This window comes from Streptomyces sp. NPDC040432, from assembly GCF_055595445.1.
Genome location: NZ_JBVIVP010000032.1, coordinates 19,668 through 37,955, shown reverse-complemented (window position 1 = coordinate 37,955; position 18,288 = coordinate 19,668). Strand labels below are relative to the sequence as shown.

Sequence of the window (18,288 nt, the reverse complement as noted above, 5' to 3'; positions counted from 1 at the left end):
GTGGAACATGGGCTTCGGCGTGGGCTGGACCCTGCACGGAGACGGGCGGACCCCCGCCCCCGGCGCGGTGGTACGGCCGGACGAGCGGCTGTCGTGGCCGCGCACCGCCGGGCTCGGGGCCCAGCACGTCGTGGCGATGTTCGGCGCGAGCTTCGTCGCCCCGGTCCTCATGGGCCTGGATCCGAACCTGGCCATCATGATGTCCGGCGTCGCGACGGCCATCTTCCTGCTCGCCACGCGCGGCAGGGTCCCTTCCTACCTCGGCTGCTCGCTCTCCTTCGTGGGCGTCGCGGCGGCGATCCGGGCGGGCGGCGGTGACAGCGCCGTCGTCACGGGCGCGGTGTTCGTGGTCGGTGCCGCGCTGTTCCTGGTGGGCCTGGCCGTCCAGCGGTTCGGCGCGCGGATCATCCACGCGGCCATGCCCCCGGTGGTGACGGGCGCGGTCGTCATGCTGATCGGCTTCAACCTGGCGCCGGTCACGGCCGCGACGTACTGGCCCCAGGACCAGTGGACGGCGTTGCTGACCATGCTGTTCACCGGCCTCGCGGTGGTGTGCCTGCGCGGCTTCTGGTCGCGCATCGCGATCTTCCTCGGGCTGGTCTTCGGGTACGCGATCTCCTGGCTCTTCGACCTGCTCTTCGGCCGGATCCACTCGCCGGCGGGCGGTCCGGAGGCGGTCGACCACTGGCGCCTCGACCTGTCCGGGGTCGGCAAGGCCGAGTGGATCGGGCTGCCGTCCTTCCACGCGCCGGCCTTCGAATGGTCGGCGATCCTGATCGCGCTGCCGGTCGTGATCGCGCTGGTCGCCGAGAACGCCGGGCACATCAAGGCCGTCGGCGAGATGACCGGGGACCCCCTCGACGACAAGCTCGGCACCGCCATCGCGGCGGACGGCGCCGCGTCGATGCTCTCCACGGCGGTCGGCGGCCCGCCGAACACCACCTACTCCGAGAACATCGGGGTCATGGCCGCCACCCGCGTCTACTCCACCGCGGCCTACTGGGCGGCGGCCGGGTTCGCGCTGCTCTTCGGCCTGTGCCCCAAGTTCGGCGCCGTCGTCGCCGCGATCCCGGGCGGGGTGCTGGGCGGCATCACCGTGATCCTCTACGGCATGATCGGCCTGCTCGGCGCCCAGATCTGGCTCAACGGCCGCGTCGACCTGCGCAATCCGCTGAACCTGGTGCCGGCCGCCGCGGGCATCATCATCGGTGTGGGCGGGGTCACGTTGCAGATCACCGACAGCTTCGAGCTGGGTGGCATCGCCCTCGGCACCATCGTGGTGATCACCGGCTACCACGCGCTGCGCTACTTCGCCCCGGCCCACCTGAAGACACAGGAACCGCTGCTGGACTCGGGCACCTCGGCGTACGACGAGGGCTCTTCCGGCGCCGCCGACGACTCCGGCGACAAGCGGGGTTGACGGAGTTTCGCCCGAACCGGGGAAGCCCACGGCCAAGTTCCCCCCACGGCTCTCCCGGGCTGCGACGCTGCCTCCCATGGAAGCGGTACTCGCGCGGATGCGCGCCCTCGACGAGCGGCTCCCCGCGCAGGACGGCGTCGCCGTCTTCAACCGGGTCTACCTGACGGTGACGCAGACCCTGCACCACCGCATCGAACGCGGGGAGTTCCCCGCACCCCGGACCGCGCGGACCCTGAGCGTACGGTTCGCCGAGCGCTACCTGACGGCGGTGGAGGCGGACCGGGCACCGGCCTGTTGGCGGCCGCTGCTCCAGTACCGCCGCCACCCGGGCGTGCGTCCGCTCCAGCACGCGCTGGCCGGGATCAACGCGCACATCGGCCACGACCTGGCGCTGGCGGTGGTGTCGACGTGCCGGGCGCTGGACTGCCCGCCGGCCGCCCTGGAGGCCGACTTCGACCGGGTCGGGGACACCCTGGTGGCGCTGGAGGAGCAGATCCGGGAGGACCTGATGCCCGGCCCGGACCTGCTGGAGGTCGCCGACCCGCTGACGCACCTGCTCGGCTCCTGGAGCCTGGAACGCGCCCGCGACGGCGCGTGGTCGGCGGCCCGGCTGCTGTGGACGCTGCGCCGCGCCCCGGACCTGGCCGAGGAGTTCCGCGAGTCCCTCGACGCGGGCGTCGGCCTGGTGGGCCGCTGCCTTCTGACGCCGACCGCCACGAGCCCCCGGCGCACCCTGTGGGCCCCGGCCCTCCGGTGACCGAGGACCGGAGGCGCCCCCGTCGTGCGACGCAGGCGCCGGCGCCATGAGCGGTCGCCCCGGCGGACCGGACGCCGATCAGGTCGACAGGCTCGGACCCCGGGGCGAGGACGTCGGCGGCGCGGCCACGCGGGGCGCGGGCGCCGCCGCCCGGGGGCCCGCAGCTCCCCTCCGCGTGGGGGACGGCCCGGGCCCGGTCGCCGAGAGCCGCTCGGAATGGGCCCCGGCCCGCTGCGCCACGGCGTGCAGGGCCCTGACGTCCTCGGGTGCGAAGCGCCCCGAGGAGGAGGCCGCCGCCGCGGCGGCCGACGCCCGTTCGGCGACCGCCGCGTACGGGGCCGCGGCCGCGCCGGGCCCCGCGGGCAGGTCGTGCGGGGGAAGCCGCTGCCAGGCCTCGCGGAAGGCCTTGACGCGCGGGTGGTTCGAGGCGGCCAGCTCCCGACCCATGTCGCTGCCCACCCAGGCCCCGAACGAGCGGGTGACGCCCTCGGCTCCGCGCGCGGCGTCGTTGGGGGTGGCGTACCCGGGCGGTACCCCCGTGGCCCGGTGCCTGGCGAGGTGGGAGCCCTGGAGGGCGGTGGCCATGAAGCCGGGGGCGACGTTGCCGCTCTCGGGCGGTGCCGTCTTGGCGTCGACGAGGGCGAGGCGGGCCACGTCGTCGGCGTCGAACACGTTGCCGGGCAGCAGGCGGGACGCCGCGCCGGTCACGTCGACCGAGAACCGCCGTTGGTCCGTCTCGAAGTCGAGTCGGTATCCGAGGTACTGGCGGTCGGCATCGAAGATCAACTCCCCCTGCACCCGGCCGCCCGTTGCCCGCACCTGCGCTTCCACGGCGTCGAGTGCGGTGGGAAGGCGGGAGATGCGGCCGAGGCACGCCACGTAGGCGTCGCCCTCGACGCCGGTCGGGTTGCCCGCGCTGTCGAGGGCCGCGAGGCGGACGCCGCCTTCCTCATCCGACGCGGACACCGTGCCGACCGCCCCGAGGTAGCGCCCGCCGTACGTCGTGAGCCGGCCGTCACCACCCCATTCGGCATCGTGCTTGCGACGCAGGGCGGTGTACTGGGCGTCGTTGTGCAGCACGAACGGCGCGTCCTTGCCGACCATGTGGACCCGGGCCCGCGGGTTGGCCTCCAGGATGATCTCCGCGTTGGCGATGGCCGCACCACCGACCCCGGCGATGACCCAGTCCGTGGCCGCGAAGGGATCGTAGTCGCCGTCCCCGACCTCGTCGCCCATGAGCACCCGGCCCGGCGCGAGGGCGGCGGCCCGCTCCCAGGCCGCGATCGCACGGAGCGTCTCCGTCGCCCCCGCGATCTTCTCCGTGGCCTCCGCGCCGCGCGTGTCCTCCCCGACGCGGAGGGCCTCGAACACGGGTGGGTGCGCGAGCACCCCCAGGACCGCGGCGGCGCGCCCCTCGCCCTCGGGCAGGGCCGTGAGCCGGTCACGAGCAGCCATCGCCTCGGGCGTACCGACCTCGGACAGCACCTCCGCGAAGGCGTCGGTCGCCTCCCGTACGGTCGGCACCCGACGGTTGGCTCCGGGAACGATCTCGGGCGGGATACCGGTGGCGATCAGTGGGGAGCCCTTCACCTCGACCCTGACCGGGGCCGAACCGTCGGCGGGAACGATCTCGGCGATCAGGCGGCCCTCGGGGCTGACGCTCAGCTCGGCCCGTCCGTCGATGAGCGGACCACGGGCCGCCGCGGTGTCCTCCCAGAGCTGGAGCGCGGACAGCGGCACCCGCTCCTGCGCGTCGGCGAACTGGTACGGGTCGCCGAACCCGCTCTGGCGCAGGTGGCGTACCTGGTCGGCGGACTGGACGATCGCCCTGATGGGGTCCACGTGCCAGCGTCCGCGCGCGTCGACGAGGAGTGCTTCCGGATCCCGCCCCGCGAGCGCGGCGCCACCGCCGATCATGATCGGGAACTCCGGGTACCGGCCTTCGGGCAGCGCCGCCTGCTGCTCCCGCACCGCGGCCAGCGTCCGACTGCTGAGTTCGGTCCGCTGCCGAGCGGCCTCCACCGTGACCGAACCGAGCTCCTCGCGCGGCACGGGCGTCCCGTCGGGCCGCAACCCCGCCATGGGGAAAGCGCCCAGGGCGGCCTCCGCAACCCGCTCCTGATCGGCACGCGCCGCCCGGACGTCGGCCAGCGCTGCCGCATCGGCGGGACTCAGCCGCTCCATGGGCAGGGCGAGTTCGGCCAGCGCGGTGTAGGTGTCCCCCCGCAGATGGGGAAGGGTCGTCCGGAAACGTACGTCGGCCGCGAACAGTTCGTCGGCACGTCGTACCGCGTCATCGGCAGGCCCCAGCGGCCGCAGACCCGCATCGTCGACGAGGGCCGAGAGGAGGTTGCGGGCCTCGCGCCGCTCCGGAGCCAACAATTCCTCGTCGCTCATGCGAGCCGCCAGGTAGTCGAACTCCCCCACCCGACCTCGGTCGGCCTCGGACAACTCCAGGTCCCTGGGCAGTGCGACGCCGGCGGCCAGGAGGTCCTCCAGCGGGGCCGTCCCTCCGCCGGCAGCCCGTTCCCGTACTGCGAGCACCTCGGCCAACTCGCGGGCCAGGACCTGACCGCCCCGCTCCGTCGGCAGGGTTTCGGCGAGCTGGATGACGTATCGGTCGGTCGTCGTGTTCGTGAAGGAGCGGGCCACCAGGGGCCGCGGCAGCGCGGCTGTGTCCAGGCGCAGCTCGATCGGCTTGCCCACCGGGTCGCTCAGCCGGAAGAAGCGCCGACCGTCCTCCTCCACGAAGGAGCCGCTCCGCAACCGGTCGGCGTACAGATCCGCCAGCACCCTCGGCAGTGCGCTCTCGGCCGCGGCCGACAGCTCGGCCTCACTGGTACGCAGCTCCACTGATCTCCCCGTTCAACACCCCGACACGCGTATGATCATGGCATGTTGATCGCTCGCTCGGCCCAGGAAGCGCACCTCTACATGGACCTGCGTGCCTGTGTGTGCGGCGCGACAGCGTTCGATCGGCAGCACCGGCTGGAGGATCGCGAAGGCCTCCTCGTCGACGTCTACGAGGGCACCTGTCCGCAGTGCGGCCGCACGCGCTCGTACGCGTTCTCGATGAACGACGACCGGCCCGTTTCCCCGCCCGCCTTCGGCGGACCCGAGCCCTCGCAGATCATCGACCCCGGCGAGTTCCTGTGGGTCAGCGACCGGATGGCAGCTGATTCCGGTCAACAGCTCCTGAACACGCCGCGCGAGACGCACCACCTGTACCGGCCGGCCGCGGCGCACGCCCACGCCGCACTGGAGGAGGTCGCGAAATTCCTACCGGAGGACGGCGACCGGATCCCCGAGGACCGGTTCACCTCCGACCTGGGCCGAGAGACCTTCGTCAAGAACCCCTCCCGGTTCGAGCGCGGAGCCATCGAATTCGCGCTGCAATTGTCGGGAAGGATCCTCGCCGGCATCGACAGTCACACCCCGCCCCAGGACTGAGCACGGCATCGGGCCGCCCCCACGCGCACGGCGTGGGGGCGGCCCGATGTCATGGGTGGTGCCGGGAGGGTCAGTCCTCCGGGAGTTCGACCGGGGAGATCTCGTCGTAGACGTCGCCCGGGCCCGGGTTCGTGGCGTCCGTGGAGCCGCCGAGGTGGTGCATGACGCCCCACACCGCGTTCAGGGCGGTCTGGACGGCGCCCTCGGCCCAGCCGGCCGTCCAGGAGATGTCGTCGCCCGCGAGGAAGATGCCGCGCTTGTCCTCGGGGAGGCGGTCCTGTATGAAGTGGGTGAACAGGCGCCGCTGGTAGCGGTAGTGGCCCGGCAGGTTGGCCTTGAACGCGCCCATGAAGTAGGGCTCGTTCTCCCAGGACACGGTCACCGGGTTGCCGATGATGTGGCGGCGGATGTCGACCTTGGGGTAGATCTCGCCGAGGGACTTCAGCATGACCTCCATCCGCTCGTTCGCGGACAACGGCAGCCACTTCAGGCTGTCGTCGCACCAGGTGTACGAGAGGCAGATGACGGCGGGCTTGTCCGGGCCGTTGTCCAGCAGGTAGGTGCCGCGGGTCATGCGGTCCGTCAGGGTCATCGACATGACGTCGCGGCCGGTCGGGTTCCCCTGGTCGTCGACGGCCTTGTCGAGCCAGAAGGGGCGGTCGACCGGGATGAAGAGCTTGCTGGACTCCATGTAGTGGGTGCGCTCGATCGCCGTCCAGTGGTCGATCGGGAACAGCGTGTCGTCACAGGCGATCTTGGAGAGCAGCATCCAGGACTGGGCCGTGAAGATCGCGGCGCGGTAGGTGCGGATGTCGCCGGACGCGTCCGTGACCGTGATCCGGTTGCCGGCGGTGCGGTGGAGGCGGGTGACCGCCGGGCGCGGGGTGCCGTCGTGCAGCGTGGACAGCGAGGTCCCCTGGGCCCAGTGGACGATCTTCTCGGGCTCGCGCTCCCACAGGCGCAGCGGGAGCTGCTGCGAGCCGCCGACGATGCCGCGGTGGTGGTCGTCGGCCTCGGTGTAGACGACGCGGAGGATCTCCAGGATGGAGTTCGGGAAGTCGGTGTCCCAGCCTCCGGTGCCGAAGCCGACCTGGCCGAAGATCTCGCGCTTGCGGAACGACTGGAAGGCCTCGGACTTGCAGAGGAAGCCGTAGAAGGTCTCGTCGTCGAGCTTCTCGACGAGCTTCGCCCAGATCTCGCGGATGCGCGGGACGTCCCGCTCGCGCATCGCGGTGTTCATGTCGGAGAAGTCGGCGCCCTCGTCGAGGCAGGCGTTCCACGCGGCGGCCACGTCGCGGTAGACCTGCGGGAGGTCGGCGATGGTCTCGGCGTAGTGGGTCTCGCCCTTGAGGTCGACGACCGTCGAGGGGGTGGCCTCGGCGAGCGGGTTCGGGAAGGGCTCGGTGACGAGGCCGACGAGGTCGATGTAGTGCTGGAGCGCGGTGGAGGACGGCGGGAAGCGCATGGCGCCCATCTCCGCGGTCAGCTCCTCGGTGCCGGCGCCCTCGAAGCCGACGGTGCGCAGCCGGCCGCCGATCTGGTCGGCCTCGTACACGACGGGCTTGAGGCCCATCTTCATCAGCTCGTAGGCGGAGATGATGCCGGACAGCCCGCCGCCGATGACGGCGACCTCGGTGCCGAGCTCGGTCGCCGGTATCTGGCCCAGGCCCGCCGGGTGGGCGAGGAAGTCGTCGTAGGCGTACGGGAAGTCCGGCCCGAACATGGTGATCGGGGGCTGGCCGTCGCTGTGCGGGACGGCGGTGGTGGGCACCGTGGACGTCATGGGGGTACGTCTCCTTGCGGGCTGAGCAGGCAGGGCGGGAAGAAAAAGGGGGAGGTCAGACGAGGGAGGCGTAGAGCCCGGGACGGCGGTCGCGCAGGTACGGGTTGGTCTCGCGCGAGGCCGCCAGCAGCTCGGGGTCGACCTCCGCGAAGGCGAGTTCCCGGCCGCGGCCGGCGCGGGTGCGGGTGACCCCGTCGGGACTCGCGAGGCAGCTGAGGCCGACGAACTCGAACTCGCCCTCGGGGCCGGTCCGGTTGACGTACGCGATGTACATCTGGTTCTCGAAGGCCCGGACGGGGACCAGCTGTTCGGCGACGAACTGGAACGGGTGCATCTGCGCGGTCGGAACCAGGAGGAGGTCCGTTCCGGCGAGCGCGTGCGCCCGGACGTTCTCGGGGAACTCCACGTCGTAGCAGATCATGATGCCGACGCGGAGGCCGTGCAGGTCCGCCTGGACGACGGGGACGTCGCCGGGGGTGAAGGCGTCCCGCTCGAAGCCGCCGAAGAGGTGGGTCTTGCGGTAGTTCGCGAGCGCGGTCCCGTCGGGGCCGATGAGCTGCGCCGCGTTGAAGACCGCCCCGTCGGCCGCCAGCTCCGGGTAGCCGTACAGGACGGCCAGTCCGTGGCGGCGGGCGATCTCGCCGACGGCGACGGCGGACGGGCCGTCGGCCGCTTCGGCGAGACCGGGGACGTCCTGGAGGTCCAGCGCGTAGCCGGTCAGGAACATCTCCGAGGTCACGAGGAGCCCGGCCCCGCCCTGTGCGGCGCGCGCCGCGACCTCGTCGAGCTCCTTCAGGTTCTCGGCGGTGTCGCCGAGCCGTCCGGAGCTCTGGAGGAGGGCGGTGCGCAGCGGGGGCATGGGCGTACCTCTGTGACAGGTGGGGTGGGGTCGTAACACGGTACGTTCGCGCGTTCGACCGCGACAAGCCGTCACCGTTGCGCTGGACGCATCGATTCGTTGCGCGTTCGACGGCCCGTACGGCGATTCGTTGCGCGCGCCCCTCCCCGGACGCCCGCAGGTCGCCGAACCCGCCGGTCAGGCTGCCGCGCCGAAGGCCGGGTGGGCCCGCAGCCGACGTGCGTAGGACCGGGCGTGCGGCCCCGCGGCGGACAGCACGGTCGGGTCGAGGAGGGCGACCCACAGGTCCACGTCGGCGAGGGTCGGCCGGTCCCCCAGAGCGTACGGGTGCAGGGCGAGCCGGCGGTCGATGAGGTCCAGGGCGGCGGACCGCCCGGCGGGCGGCGCGGCCCCGTCGAGGAGGGTCCGGAGGGCCTCGGCGTGGCGTGCGGGGACGGGCGGGCTCAGGTCGGGGCGGCCGGCGAGCCGGACGGCGAGGTCGTCGAGGATGTCGGGGGTGTGGTTGCTGACGACACGGCCGCTCCAGGTGTCGCACAGGGCGGGTACGGCGAGGGCGCCGTCGTAGTGGTGCCCGGCGGCTTCGTAGGCCCGGCGCAGGGCGGCGTGGGTGGCGGGCGGGCCGAGCAGGGTGGTGCCGACGCAGCCGGTCAGCCCCAGCAGGGCGAGGGCCGTGCGGACCCGCAGGGAGCGGGGACAGCCGGTGGAGAGGTACAGGTGGTAGCGGTGCGGGGCCGGGGAGAACCCGGAGCCGATCCGGCCGCGCGGAGCCGGCACGGGGGCGGTGCGGGGCATGAGCATCGGAACCATGACGACATCTCCTGTTGCCCTGCCCCTGACCGGGGCGGGCCTGGACGTGGCGGGGACCTGGACGTGGCGGGACGGACACGGACGGGTGTGCGGGTGGTGCGGGCCGCAGCGGGGGGATCGGGCGGGACGGACACGGACGCACGCGGGCGGGCGAGCGGGCAGGGCAGGTCGGAACGGAACCGGACGGGCGGACGGACGCGGGCGGGCGGAACCCCCGGGGCCGGCCGGGGCACGCCCCGTCGGGACGCGCCCGTCGCAGGGCGACCGGACGTGCGCGACCGGGTGGCAGTCCGGGCCCGCCGGGTGGCGTGCTCCTTCGCGCCGGCGCGACCGGGGCACCAGGGGCGCGTCCGGGCCCGCCGGTGGCCCGGGCCGCGAGCCGGTCCAGTACCGGGCGCGGGCGGCCCCGCGACCCGGCGGGTGCCGGAACGCGGAGGGCGTGACCCGGGAGCCCGACGGGAGCCGGAGAAGGGGTGCGGTCGGTCAGCGAGGCGGAGCGGCGAAGGCGCTGCAGACGCGCAGCAGGTCGATGTGGAGGCGCCGGGTCAGCCACCAGCGCCGCGGGGTCCACGCCCCCGCGCCGGGTGTGCCGGTCGTCTCCACCGCTCGCATGTCACCTGCTCCTCGGGGCCCGGGCATAACCTGCCCGTCGCGGGCGCTGACGGCAACGGCCGTCCCCCGCAGTCTCGTGGCGTCGTGCGGGGGCCGTCAAGAAGGCCGACGCCGCGGCCCGCGCTCCGACGGAAGGATCCCCGCACCCCATGCCCACCGACAACTCCCCCTCACCGCTGGACAATCCGGTCTGGGCGGCCCTGACCGGAACCCACCGCCGGTTCGCCCAGTTCGCCGGGGCCGCCCCCCAGGATCCGTCCGGCACTCCCGGCACGGTGGGCGGGCTGGCCGCCCGCTACCTCCCCGACGCCAACCCGTTCTCGGCGCTCGCGGACCCGGACGACCCGCGTTCCTGGGCGGCGCTCGCCGAGCTGTCCGGGCCCGGCGAGGTCGTGTGGCTGACCGGGCTGCCGACCCCGCCGCCGGGCTGGGAGACCGTCGCGTCGATACCGGGCGTGCAACTGGACGGCCGGGCGGTGGCCGTCGAGTCCGCGCCCGAGGCGGTGCGGCTCGGGCCCGACGACGTCCCGGAGATGCTGGAGCTGGTGCGGCTGACCGAGCCGGGGCCGTTCCTGCCGCGCACCGTGGAACTGGGCACGTACCTCGGGATCCGGCACGAGGGCCGGCTCGTGGCGATGGCCGGGGAACGCATGCGGCCGCCCGGCTGGGCGGAGATCAGCGCGGTGTGCACGCACCCCGAGCACCGTGGCAGGGGCCTGGCGGGTCGCCTGGTCCGGGCGGTCGCCGCCGTCGTCCGGGAGCGCGGGGACAGCCCCTTCCTGCACGCGGCCGCGGCCAACACCGGCGCCGTCCGGCTGTACCGGTCCATGGGCTTCGTCCTGCGCCGCGAACCGGTCTTCATCGGTGTGCGCACTCCGGGCGGCCCCGGGCCCGTCGATCCGGCAACGAAGGCTTAACACGGCCTTCATTGAGTGCCGCGGGGATCCGGCATAGCGTCTGACGGGACGGGAGCGTGGGCGGCGGACGGCCGGCCGGGGCGGTGAACACCCAGCGGATCAGAGGCCGTTCGTCCGTCCGCCCCGCTCCCGTACTCGCGCCGGGCGGACCGGTCCGGCCGTGCGGGCGGGGCCCCCGCTCCGTCGGTGGAAGCAGCCGGACCGTGCCCGTGGCGCGTCCCTCGAACGCCTCCGATCGACTCGATCGGGCGGCGTCGCCCGACGGCGGGTTTCAGTGGGTTCCGAGTGGTCACACGCGGGAGGACAACCCACGGAAAGGAAACCCCGTCATGAACGACGTCCACCGGCTGCCCGGACCCGCGCACCACAACTGGGACTGGCAGTCCCGCGCCGCCTGCCGGGAGCTGGGGTCCGCCCCGTTCTTCCACCCCGCGGGCGAGCGCGGTGAGGAGCGCGAGGAGCGGGACGAGGCCGCGAAGCGGATCTGCGGGACCTGCCCGGTGCGGACGGCCTGTCTGGAGCACGCGTTGCAGACCCGCGAACCGTTCGGGGTGTGGGGCGGGTTGACGGAGGAGGAGCGCCGCGCGATGCTCGGCCGCCCCGCCCGCCCCTCCCTCGTCTGAACTCCCGTACGGGCTCCCGTGTGAGCCCTGCCGGTGACGCCCGCCCGGTCACACACCGAACCGACTTCCCCGGCCGCCCTGCTACGCGTGTGCCCGGTCCCAGGCACGGGCGAACATCTCGTGCACCGGCGCCGGCGGCAACAGCCGCAGGAGCGGGGCGTGCAGGTCCTTCAGCGAGGCGGAGACCCGGTGGTCCGCCAGTTTGGCGCTCTCCAGCGGAAGGTGCGGGGCCTTGAGGTCCGTCCACTGCCCCGGCAGGAACAGCGTGCGGCCCGCTCGGGCCCGCTTGGCGGTCTCCACGCGGCCGGTCGCCGACAGCTCCGCCTGTGCGGCCTTGTGCCGGGTGGCCGTCCAGCCGTTCCAGCGGCGGACGTTGCGGTCGGTGGGCCGGGCGAGGGTCAGCAGTTGGAGGTACAGGGCGGCGGCGTCCGTGCCCGTACCGAGGGTCCGCGCGGCGCGCGCGACCAGATCGGGGACGCCGAGGGCCGGGTTGTTCTCGTAGCCGCCCGCGGGGACGGGTGTGGTGGCCGCGCGGTCGGCGAGCCCGGCGAGCCCTTCCAGGAGACCGCGCAGTGCGCGCAGGTCCGTGAGCAGCCAGGGCCGGTCCACGTCGGCGGCCAGCCGTTCCGCCCGGAGCAGCCGCTCGGGGTCGGCGAGGGCCGCGGCCCGGACGAAGGTGCTCCCCGCCGGTACGGCGACCACGAACAGTCCGTCGTCGACGGCCGTGGAGGTCTCGGTGACGCGCTCCCCAAGCGGGTGCGGGCAGGGCAGCACCGGACCGCGGTACGGGGTGAAGAGCGGGTCGGCGGCGGCCGTACGGGCCAGGTCCTTGAAGCGGCCCACGGGGACGAGGGCGTCGGGTCCGTCCAGTTGGGCCCGCAGCCGTTCGTACAGGGCGAGCGCGCCCGTGGCGGCGGGATCCGCGACGGGGAGTTCCGTGAGGGCCCAGGTGATGACGGAGGCCGCCGTGCGGTGGGCGGGCCCGGTGGCCCTCACTTCCCGGCCGGCCGCGCCGTCGGGGCCCACGTGGTGCAGGCCGAGGCCGCCGACGCGGTCGCCGACGAGGACGAACCCGGCCTCGCCGAAGGGGTCCTCGGCGGGGGCCCGGCCGGCGGGCAGGGCGCGGGCCCATGCGTCGCCGAGGCCGAGCTCCGCGTCCAGTGCGGCGGCGAGCTCCTCGTCGGCGTGTTCGGCGGCGCCCAGCAGGCCGGTCCAGGCGGCCGCCATCCGGGTCGCCGCCTCGACGGCCCCTTCCGGTTCCCACAGCGCGGCGGGGTCCCGGGGCACGCCCGCCGCGAGCACCGTGCGCCTCCCGGTCGCGCCGAGGTCGCGGCTGAGGGCGTCGTACTGCTCGATCAAGGGCTTCTTGACCTTGTAGGGGGCCGCGCCGAGCAGGGTGAGGTGTTCGCCGTGGTGGTCGCGGCCCGGGAAGCCGGCGAGGACCAGGACCGCCACGGCGGTCCGTACGCCGGTCAGGCGGGTGAAGGTGTCCACCGCGGCGGGCGGGACGGGGACCGGTCCGCGATCGGCGAGGAGTTCGAGCAGGCGGGGCAGGCGGGTGGTGTCGTCCTCGGTGACGGTGGAGGTCCGGCAGTCCTCGGCGCCCTCGGGTGCCGGGTCGCAGGCCCGTTGGAGGAACCGGGCCGTCCCGCCGCGGACGGCGCCGGAGGCCAGGGTGTGACCGGCCGCGCGGTGGGCGGCCAGGGCCGTGTGGTCGGCCCGGCCGGTGCGCCAGGCGCCGCCCGCCTCGGCGAAGGGTTGTCCGCTCCAGGTCTCCAGCAGGGCGGCGAGGGCCTCGCGTTCCGCGGTGGGGGTGCCGGCGACGGCCGCCCGCCAGGCGACGGCCCCGATGCCGCCGACGAGGACCTCCCAGTCGTCGGGGTCGGCCGGCCGGGCGAGGGCGCGGGTGTCGTCGTCGATCTCCCGGCGCAGGTGGCGTCCGTCGGCGGCGACCGCGGTGAGCAGGGCGGGCTGGGGTTGGGGCACGGGGCCCTGGTGGCGGCGGTGCTCGGCGAGGAGCCCGTACAGGGCGGGCGTGAGGACGGTGTCCGGGACTTCGGCGGTCAGGGTGACGGCGGGCTCGGCGCGCATCAGGGCGACGCGCCGGGTCAGTTCGCGGCGGCGGCTCAGCAGGTCGGCGGCGAGTCGGGCGGCGCGGGCCACGCCCTCGGCGACGCGGGGGTCGAGGGGGCAGGGCAGGGAGGGCGCCGGGTCGTCGCGCAGGGCGGCGTCGAGCAGCTCCCGTACGGCGGTGTCGTCGACGGTGCGCAGGGTCGTGGAGGAGGCCTCGTCGCGCGGGGTGAGGAAGTGCCAGAAGGCGGGCGGCGGGACGGGGCCGGCCGCGTCGCCGAAGCCGGGGGTGCGGCGCCGGTCGGAGCCGGGGAAGCCGTGGACCTGCCAGAGCAGCGAGTTGTCCTCGGCGGCGTGGGCGCGGACGGTCTCCTGACCGGCGAGCACGGCGTCCTCGCCGCCCCGGGGCATCCGGACGATCGCCCAGGGCCGGCGGCCGAAGCGCGCGGTGCGGTACCGGGCGGTGCGGCCGTCGACGCCTTCGAGGAGGAACTCCCGGGGGGAGGGGCCGGGGTGGGGGGTGTGGTTCAGCACGCGGAACCCGACGAGGGCGCCGTCCTGACCGAGGGGTGAGGCGGGGGCGCCCGGGGGCATGGCGGCGAGGGTTTGCAGGTCGCCGAAGAGTTCGGTGCCGGGCGGGGGCCCGGTGGCGGTGTGGAAGGCCGGCGGGACCCGGTCGGCGGTGCGGGCGCCGGTGACGGGGTCGAGGCGGGCCCAGCCGCTCCATCCCTGGAAGACGTCGGAGCCCCAGAACCGTTGGCCGTCGCCCATCTGGACATCGGTGGAGCCCATCCCGCTGCGGTCCCCGGGGCGCAGGACGCGGGTTCCGTCGTGGCGGCCGGTGCCGTCGGGGGTGGCGAAGTGGTAGCCGAGGCCGCCCTGGATCATGCCGCCGTAGCGGCGCAGGCCGAGCTTGTCCTCGGGTTCGAAGACCTCGTCGGGGCGGTCGGCCCAGAAGGCGTGCTCGCCGAAGCTGCCCTTGGGGGTGGTGCTCCAGGCGACGAGGAACTCTCCGCCGACGTGGTGCACGGTGTGGGAGGTCGCGCCGTCGGGCAGGCGGAAGGCGCAGCGGTGGCGGGGGCCGGCGTGGTCGACGGTGACGGCCCGGTCGGGTCCGAAGACGGTGAGGAGGGGCCAGGTGCTGGTGACTCCGGTGACCCGGTCCGGTCCGCCGAGTTCCGCCACGGCGTCGTCCAGGGCGGGCCAGCCCCATTCCTCGGGGAGTCCGGCCCGCAGGGCGCGGGCGAGGGGGCCGGTCAGGTCGAGGGCGCCGAGGGCTTCGTCGATGCCGTCGAGGGCGCGGGCGGTGGGCCGGTCGAGCAGGGTGTGCAGCTCGTCCATGGCTTCGTCGGCCGCGGCGAGGCCGCCGCCGCGCAGGGCGGTGAGCAGGTCCTCGATGCGGCTGCGGACCTCGCCGGCGATGCCGGGGTTCTGCGGGAGCCGGGTGATGGCGGTTCCGGCGGTGCGCAGCCCGGCGTGGACGGTGCCTTCGAGTCGTGGGCCGAACACGGGGTCGGCGGCGAGGGCCCGCAGGTCGCGCAGCGGCCCGGGGTCGCGGAAGACGAGCTCGACGGCGCTGCCGGGGTCCTCGACGGGGAGGTTCTCCGCGAGGCAGGCGTCGAGCAGTTCGGCGTCCAGCCCGGGCCATTGGTGGCGGTCCTCGTGGAGGCGCAGGGGCGTGGCGGCCGCCCGGGTCCGGGGGGCGAAGCGGGTCAGCAGGTCGAACAGTTCCGGGGGCATCGGCTGCCGGCGGACGCCTCCGCCACCGGCGGGGCGGTGCGAGTAGCGGCGGGTGAACTGCCCGAACCAGGCGGCGAAGCCGCCCTCGGGGGTGATGCGTCCGGCGGTCGCGGCGTCGGCGGCGCCGCAGGCGAGCAGGAGCCGCAGCCAGCCGGAGGCGTCGTTGCGGGTCTCGGGGAACAGGTCGAGGAGCAGGGCGTTGACGTCGTCGCCCGGGGGGTGCGCGGCGAGCAGGTCGCGGGCGGCGTCGAGGAGCCGGTCGGGGACGTCCTTGCCGCGGGCGGCGCCCAGGACGAGGCCCAGGACGCGGGCCTCCTCGGCGGGGTCCGCCCCGGCGCCGCGGGCGGAGAGGCGGATGCGGCGGGCCAGGTCGGCGGGGAGTCCGGCCGGCGAGGCGGCCCAGGCGGTGAGGACGCCGACGTACTCCTCGTGTGCGGCGGGTCCGTCCAGGGTGGCGGTGAGCCAGGTCTGGTGGCCGCCGAGCTCGGCGACGGGCAGGGCGCCGGCGCGGGCGAAGAGGAGGAGGTTGGCGTGGTGGTGGTCCGGGTCGACGGGGAGCGCGTGGGTGCGTTCGGCCGTGCGGGCCAGGGCGTAGGCGCGGGCGGCGGAGCGCGGGTGCCAGTCGATCAGCCTGTGGCCGATGGTGTCCCAGAACCAGGGCAGGTGGGTGGGGTCCAGGGTGCGTACGCGCCGCTCCAGGCCGTCCAGGAAGCGGCCGGGCTTCTCGTGGGCGACGTGGAAGCCGCCGAGGGCCTCGTCGAGCAGCGCGACGGCGGCGGCTTCGGCCGCCGGGTCGTGCGCGCGGGCCCAGTCGGTGTAGAGGACCGAGGTGCGCGGAAGGGCCGGCAGCCGGATCTGGATCTTCATGCCGCCGATCCTCACACGGTCCGGTGACAGACCCGCTCCGAGGGGACGGAGCCGGCGGCGGGGCCGGTGCGGCGGCGCGGGCGGATCAGGCCGGGGCGCCCGAGGTGAAGCGGCGCAGCAGCGGGGAGAGGACGAGGACGGACTTGGTGCGTTCCACGAAGGGTTCGCCCGCGATGCGTTCCAGGACGCGTTCGAAGTGCCTCATGTCGGAGGCGAAGACCTGGACGAGGGCGTCCGCGTCGCCGGTGACGGTCGACGCGGACACCACCTCGGGGTACCGCTCCAGCCCTCGCCGGATGTCGTCCGGCGAGGTGTTGTGGCGACAGTAGATCTCGATGAAGCCCTCGGTCTCCCAGCCCATCGCGGCGGGGTCGACGCGGACCGTGAAGCCGGTGATGGCTCCTTCGGCCCGAAGCCGGTCGACGCGGCGCTTGACCGCGGGGGCGGAGAGTCCGACCTCGGAGCCGATGTCCGCGTAGGAACGGCGGGCGTCCTCGGCGAGGGCGTGCACGATGCGTTCGTCGAGATCGTTCAGTCGCACTGCGGGTGGATCACTTCTCTGCTGTGGCCAGTCGGGAGCGGCGGATGCCGTACAGGAAGTAGAACACGAGGCCCGCGACCATCCAGCCACCGAAGACCACCCACGTCGGAGTGTCCAGGCTGAACATCATGTAGCCGCAGGTGATGAGGCCCAGGATGGGGGTGACGGGGAACAGCGCGACCTTGAAGGTGCGCGGCATGTCCGGGCGGGTGTAGCGCAGGATGACGACGGCGACGTTGACGAGGCCGAAGGCGAAGAGCGTGCCGATGCTGGTGGCGTCGGCGAGCTTGCCCAGCGGGATGAAGGCGGCGAGGGTGCCGCAGAAGAGGGAGACGATCACCACGTTGGCGCGGGGGGCGCCGGTCTTCGGGTTGACCTTGGCGAAGACCTTGGGGACGAGGCCGTCGCGGGACATGGCGAAGAGGATGCGGGTCTGGCCGTAGAGGACGGCGAAGACGACGGACGCGATGGCGACGACGGCGCCGGCGGCGAGGACGACGCCCCAGAAGGTGTGGCCGGAGACGTCGGTCATGATCCGGGCGAGCGCGGCCTCGGTGCCCTCGAAGTCCTGCCAGGGCATGGCGCCGACGGCGACGAAGGCGACGAGGACGTAGAGCACGGTGACGATCAGCAGCGAGAGCATGATCGCGCGGGGCAGGTCGCGCTTGGGGTTCTTGGCCTCTTCACCGGCGGTGGAGGCGGCGTCGAAGCCGATGTACGAGAAGAACAGCGTGGCCGCGCCGGCGCTGATGCCGGTGATGCCGAGCGGGGCGAGGGGGGCGTAGTTGCCGGCCTTGATGCCCAGGAAGCCGATGCCGATGAAGAGCAGCAGCGTGACGATCTTCACCGCGACCATGATCGTGTTGATCCGGGCGCTCTCCTTGGCGCCGCGCATCAGGAAGACCATGGCGAGGAGGACGACGACGAGCGCGGGCAGGTTGATGAAACCGCCCTCACCGAGGGGTGCGGAGACCGACTCGGGAATGGTGACGCCTATCGTGCCGTCGAGCAGTTCGTTGAGGTACTCGCCCCAGCCGACGGCGACCGCCGCGACGGACACGCCGTACTCCAGGACCAGGCACCAGCCGCAGATCCAGGCGACGAGCTCGCCCATGGTGGCGTAGGAGTACGAGTACGAGGACCCGGAGACCGGAACCGATCCGGCCAGCTCCGCGTAGGACAGGGCGGAGAAGAGCGCGGTCAGGCCCGCGATGACGAAGGAGATCGTCACGGCGGGACCGGCCTTGGGCGCGGCGGTGCCGAGGACGACGAAGATGCCGGTGCCCAGGGTGGCGCCGATGCTGATCATCGTCAGCTGCCACATGGTGAGGGAGCGGCGGAGCGAGCCGCCCTCGCCCTGTCCGCCCTCGGCGACCAGTTGCTCGACCGGCTTGCGGCGCAGCAAAGGATGGGCAGGCTTGCGCGGCTCGGAGGTGAGCGGTGGCGCCTGGCCGGTTTCGAGCACGGGGGGACTCCTTCGATGCTGCGGGTGGGGATTCAGGCGTCGACCGCAGCGGTCCGGAGCAGGAGCAGGCCGACGGAAAGTCGGTCTGGGCATGGGGGACCGCCGAGCAGGCGGTCCACGCCACTCCACGTACAGCGAGTGAGCCTACGAGCTGAGTGATACCGCCCGTAATGCACCATCCTTGCACATTGCCGAACGATCGTTGCGCGGATCTGTCCGGGATGGTCCTTTGTTGCGCGCGGATGATCGATCACTGCGCGAGGGACTTCAACCCCGATTCTTGACACTTCGTCAGATCTGTCGGAGCGTGCCGCCCGGACGCACCCGCGCCGATGCGACCCGTACGCCGACCACGGTCGGAACCGGCCACTCCGGGG

13 protein-coding genes are annotated in these 18,288 nt (G+C 73.9%); 5 read left to right on the top strand and 8 right to left on the bottom strand.

Going from position 1 to position 18,288, the window contains the following annotated elements:
• Positions 1-7 precede the first annotated feature (7 nt).
• Together ACZ58N_RS35995 and ACZ58N_RS35990 are read left to right on the top strand one after the other, a co-directional pair.
• On the top strand, positions 8-1,420 hold the full coding sequence (locus tag ACZ58N_RS35995) for a uracil-xanthine permease family protein (RefSeq protein ID WP_471169012.1): 1,413 nt from the start codon (positions 8-10) through the stop codon (positions 1,418-1,420).
• 76 nt (positions 1,421-1,496) lie between these two features.
• Positions 1,497-2,177 carry a DUF5995 family protein gene (locus ACZ58N_RS35990; protein WP_471168944.1) on the top strand — a complete coding sequence of 227 codons (681 nt, stop codon included), beginning with the start codon at positions 1,497-1,499 and terminating at the stop codon, positions 2,175-2,177.
• Between the two features lie 78 nt (positions 2,178-2,255).
• Here ACZ58N_RS35990 and ACZ58N_RS35985 read toward each other — a convergent pair whose 3' ends face one another.
• Positions 2,256-5,030 (bottom strand): hypothetical protein, encoded by a 2,775-nt coding sequence (locus ACZ58N_RS35985; protein ID WP_471168942.1) that lies wholly within the window; start codon positions 5,028-5,030, stop codon positions 2,256-2,258.
• Positions 5,031-5,072: 42 nt separating this feature from the next.
• Between ACZ58N_RS35985 and ACZ58N_RS35980 the strand changes: the two genes are divergently transcribed.
• Positions 5,073-5,627 (top strand): hypothetical protein, encoded by a 555-nt coding sequence (locus ACZ58N_RS35980; RefSeq protein ID WP_471168940.1) that lies wholly within the window; start codon positions 5,073-5,075, stop codon positions 5,625-5,627.
• Positions 5,628-5,697: 70 nt separating this feature from the next.
• Here the strand turns inward: ACZ58N_RS35980 and ACZ58N_RS35975 are convergent, their stop codons facing one another.
• The 4 genes from ACZ58N_RS35975 to ACZ58N_RS35960 form a co-directional block, all read right to left on the bottom strand.
• Positions 5,698-7,410 (bottom strand): flavin monoamine oxidase family protein, encoded by a 1,713-nt coding sequence (locus ACZ58N_RS35975; RefSeq protein WP_471168937.1) that lies wholly within the window; start codon positions 7,408-7,410, stop codon positions 5,698-5,700.
• Positions 7,411-7,465: 55 nt separating this feature from the next.
• Complete coding sequence (locus tag ACZ58N_RS35970; protein ID WP_471168935.1) at positions 7,466-8,269, bottom strand: carbon-nitrogen hydrolase family protein; 804 nt, start codon at positions 8,267-8,269, stop codon at positions 7,466-7,468.
• 177 nt (positions 8,270-8,446) lie between these two features.
• Positions 8,447-9,076: a glutathione S-transferase C-terminal domain-containing protein gene (locus ACZ58N_RS35965; RefSeq protein ID WP_471168932.1), complete on the bottom strand. Its 630-nt coding sequence runs from the start codon at positions 9,074-9,076 to the stop codon at positions 8,447-8,449.
• Positions 9,077-9,559: 483 nt separating this feature from the next.
• Positions 9,560-9,688, bottom strand: a complete 129-nt coding sequence (locus ACZ58N_RS35960; protein WP_471168929.1) for a hypothetical protein — start codon at positions 9,686-9,688, stop codon at positions 9,560-9,562.
• 149 nt (positions 9,689-9,837) lie between these two features.
• Between ACZ58N_RS35960 and ACZ58N_RS35955 the strand changes: the two genes are divergently transcribed.
• The gene (locus ACZ58N_RS35955; protein ID WP_471168926.1) at positions 9,838-10,605 is read left to right on the top strand and encodes a GNAT family N-acetyltransferase; all 768 of its coding nucleotides are present in this window, start codon (positions 9,838-9,840) and stop codon (positions 10,603-10,605) included.
• Positions 10,606-10,934: 329 nt separating this feature from the next.
• Positions 10,935-11,228 (top strand): WhiB family transcriptional regulator, encoded by a 294-nt coding sequence (locus tag ACZ58N_RS35950; protein ID WP_471168923.1) that lies wholly within the window; start codon positions 10,935-10,937, stop codon positions 11,226-11,228.
• 81 nt (positions 11,229-11,309) lie between these two features.
• On the opposite strand, the gene ACZ58N_RS35945 is transcribed toward ACZ58N_RS35950, so the two are convergent.
• The 3 genes from ACZ58N_RS35945 to ACZ58N_RS35935 all read right to left on the bottom strand — a co-directional run bounded on the left by ACZ58N_RS35945 (position 11,310) and on the right by ACZ58N_RS35935 (position 17,911).
• Positions 11,310-15,905, bottom strand: coding sequence for a hypothetical protein (locus tag ACZ58N_RS35945; protein WP_471168920.1), 4,596 nt, complete (start codon positions 15,903-15,905; stop codon positions 11,310-11,312).
• An 85-nt stretch (positions 15,906-15,990) separates the two neighbouring features.
• Positions 15,991-16,446 carry an Lrp/AsnC family transcriptional regulator gene (locus ACZ58N_RS35940; RefSeq protein ID WP_007262967.1) on the bottom strand — a complete coding sequence of 152 codons (456 nt, stop codon included), beginning with the start codon at positions 16,444-16,446 and terminating at the stop codon, positions 15,991-15,993.
• 10 nt (positions 16,447-16,456) lie between these two features.
• Complete coding sequence (locus tag ACZ58N_RS35935) at positions 16,457-17,911, bottom strand: amino acid transporter (protein WP_471168917.1); 1,455 nt, start codon at positions 17,909-17,911, stop codon at positions 16,457-16,459.
• Between the last annotated feature and the right edge of the window lie 377 nt (positions 17,912-18,288).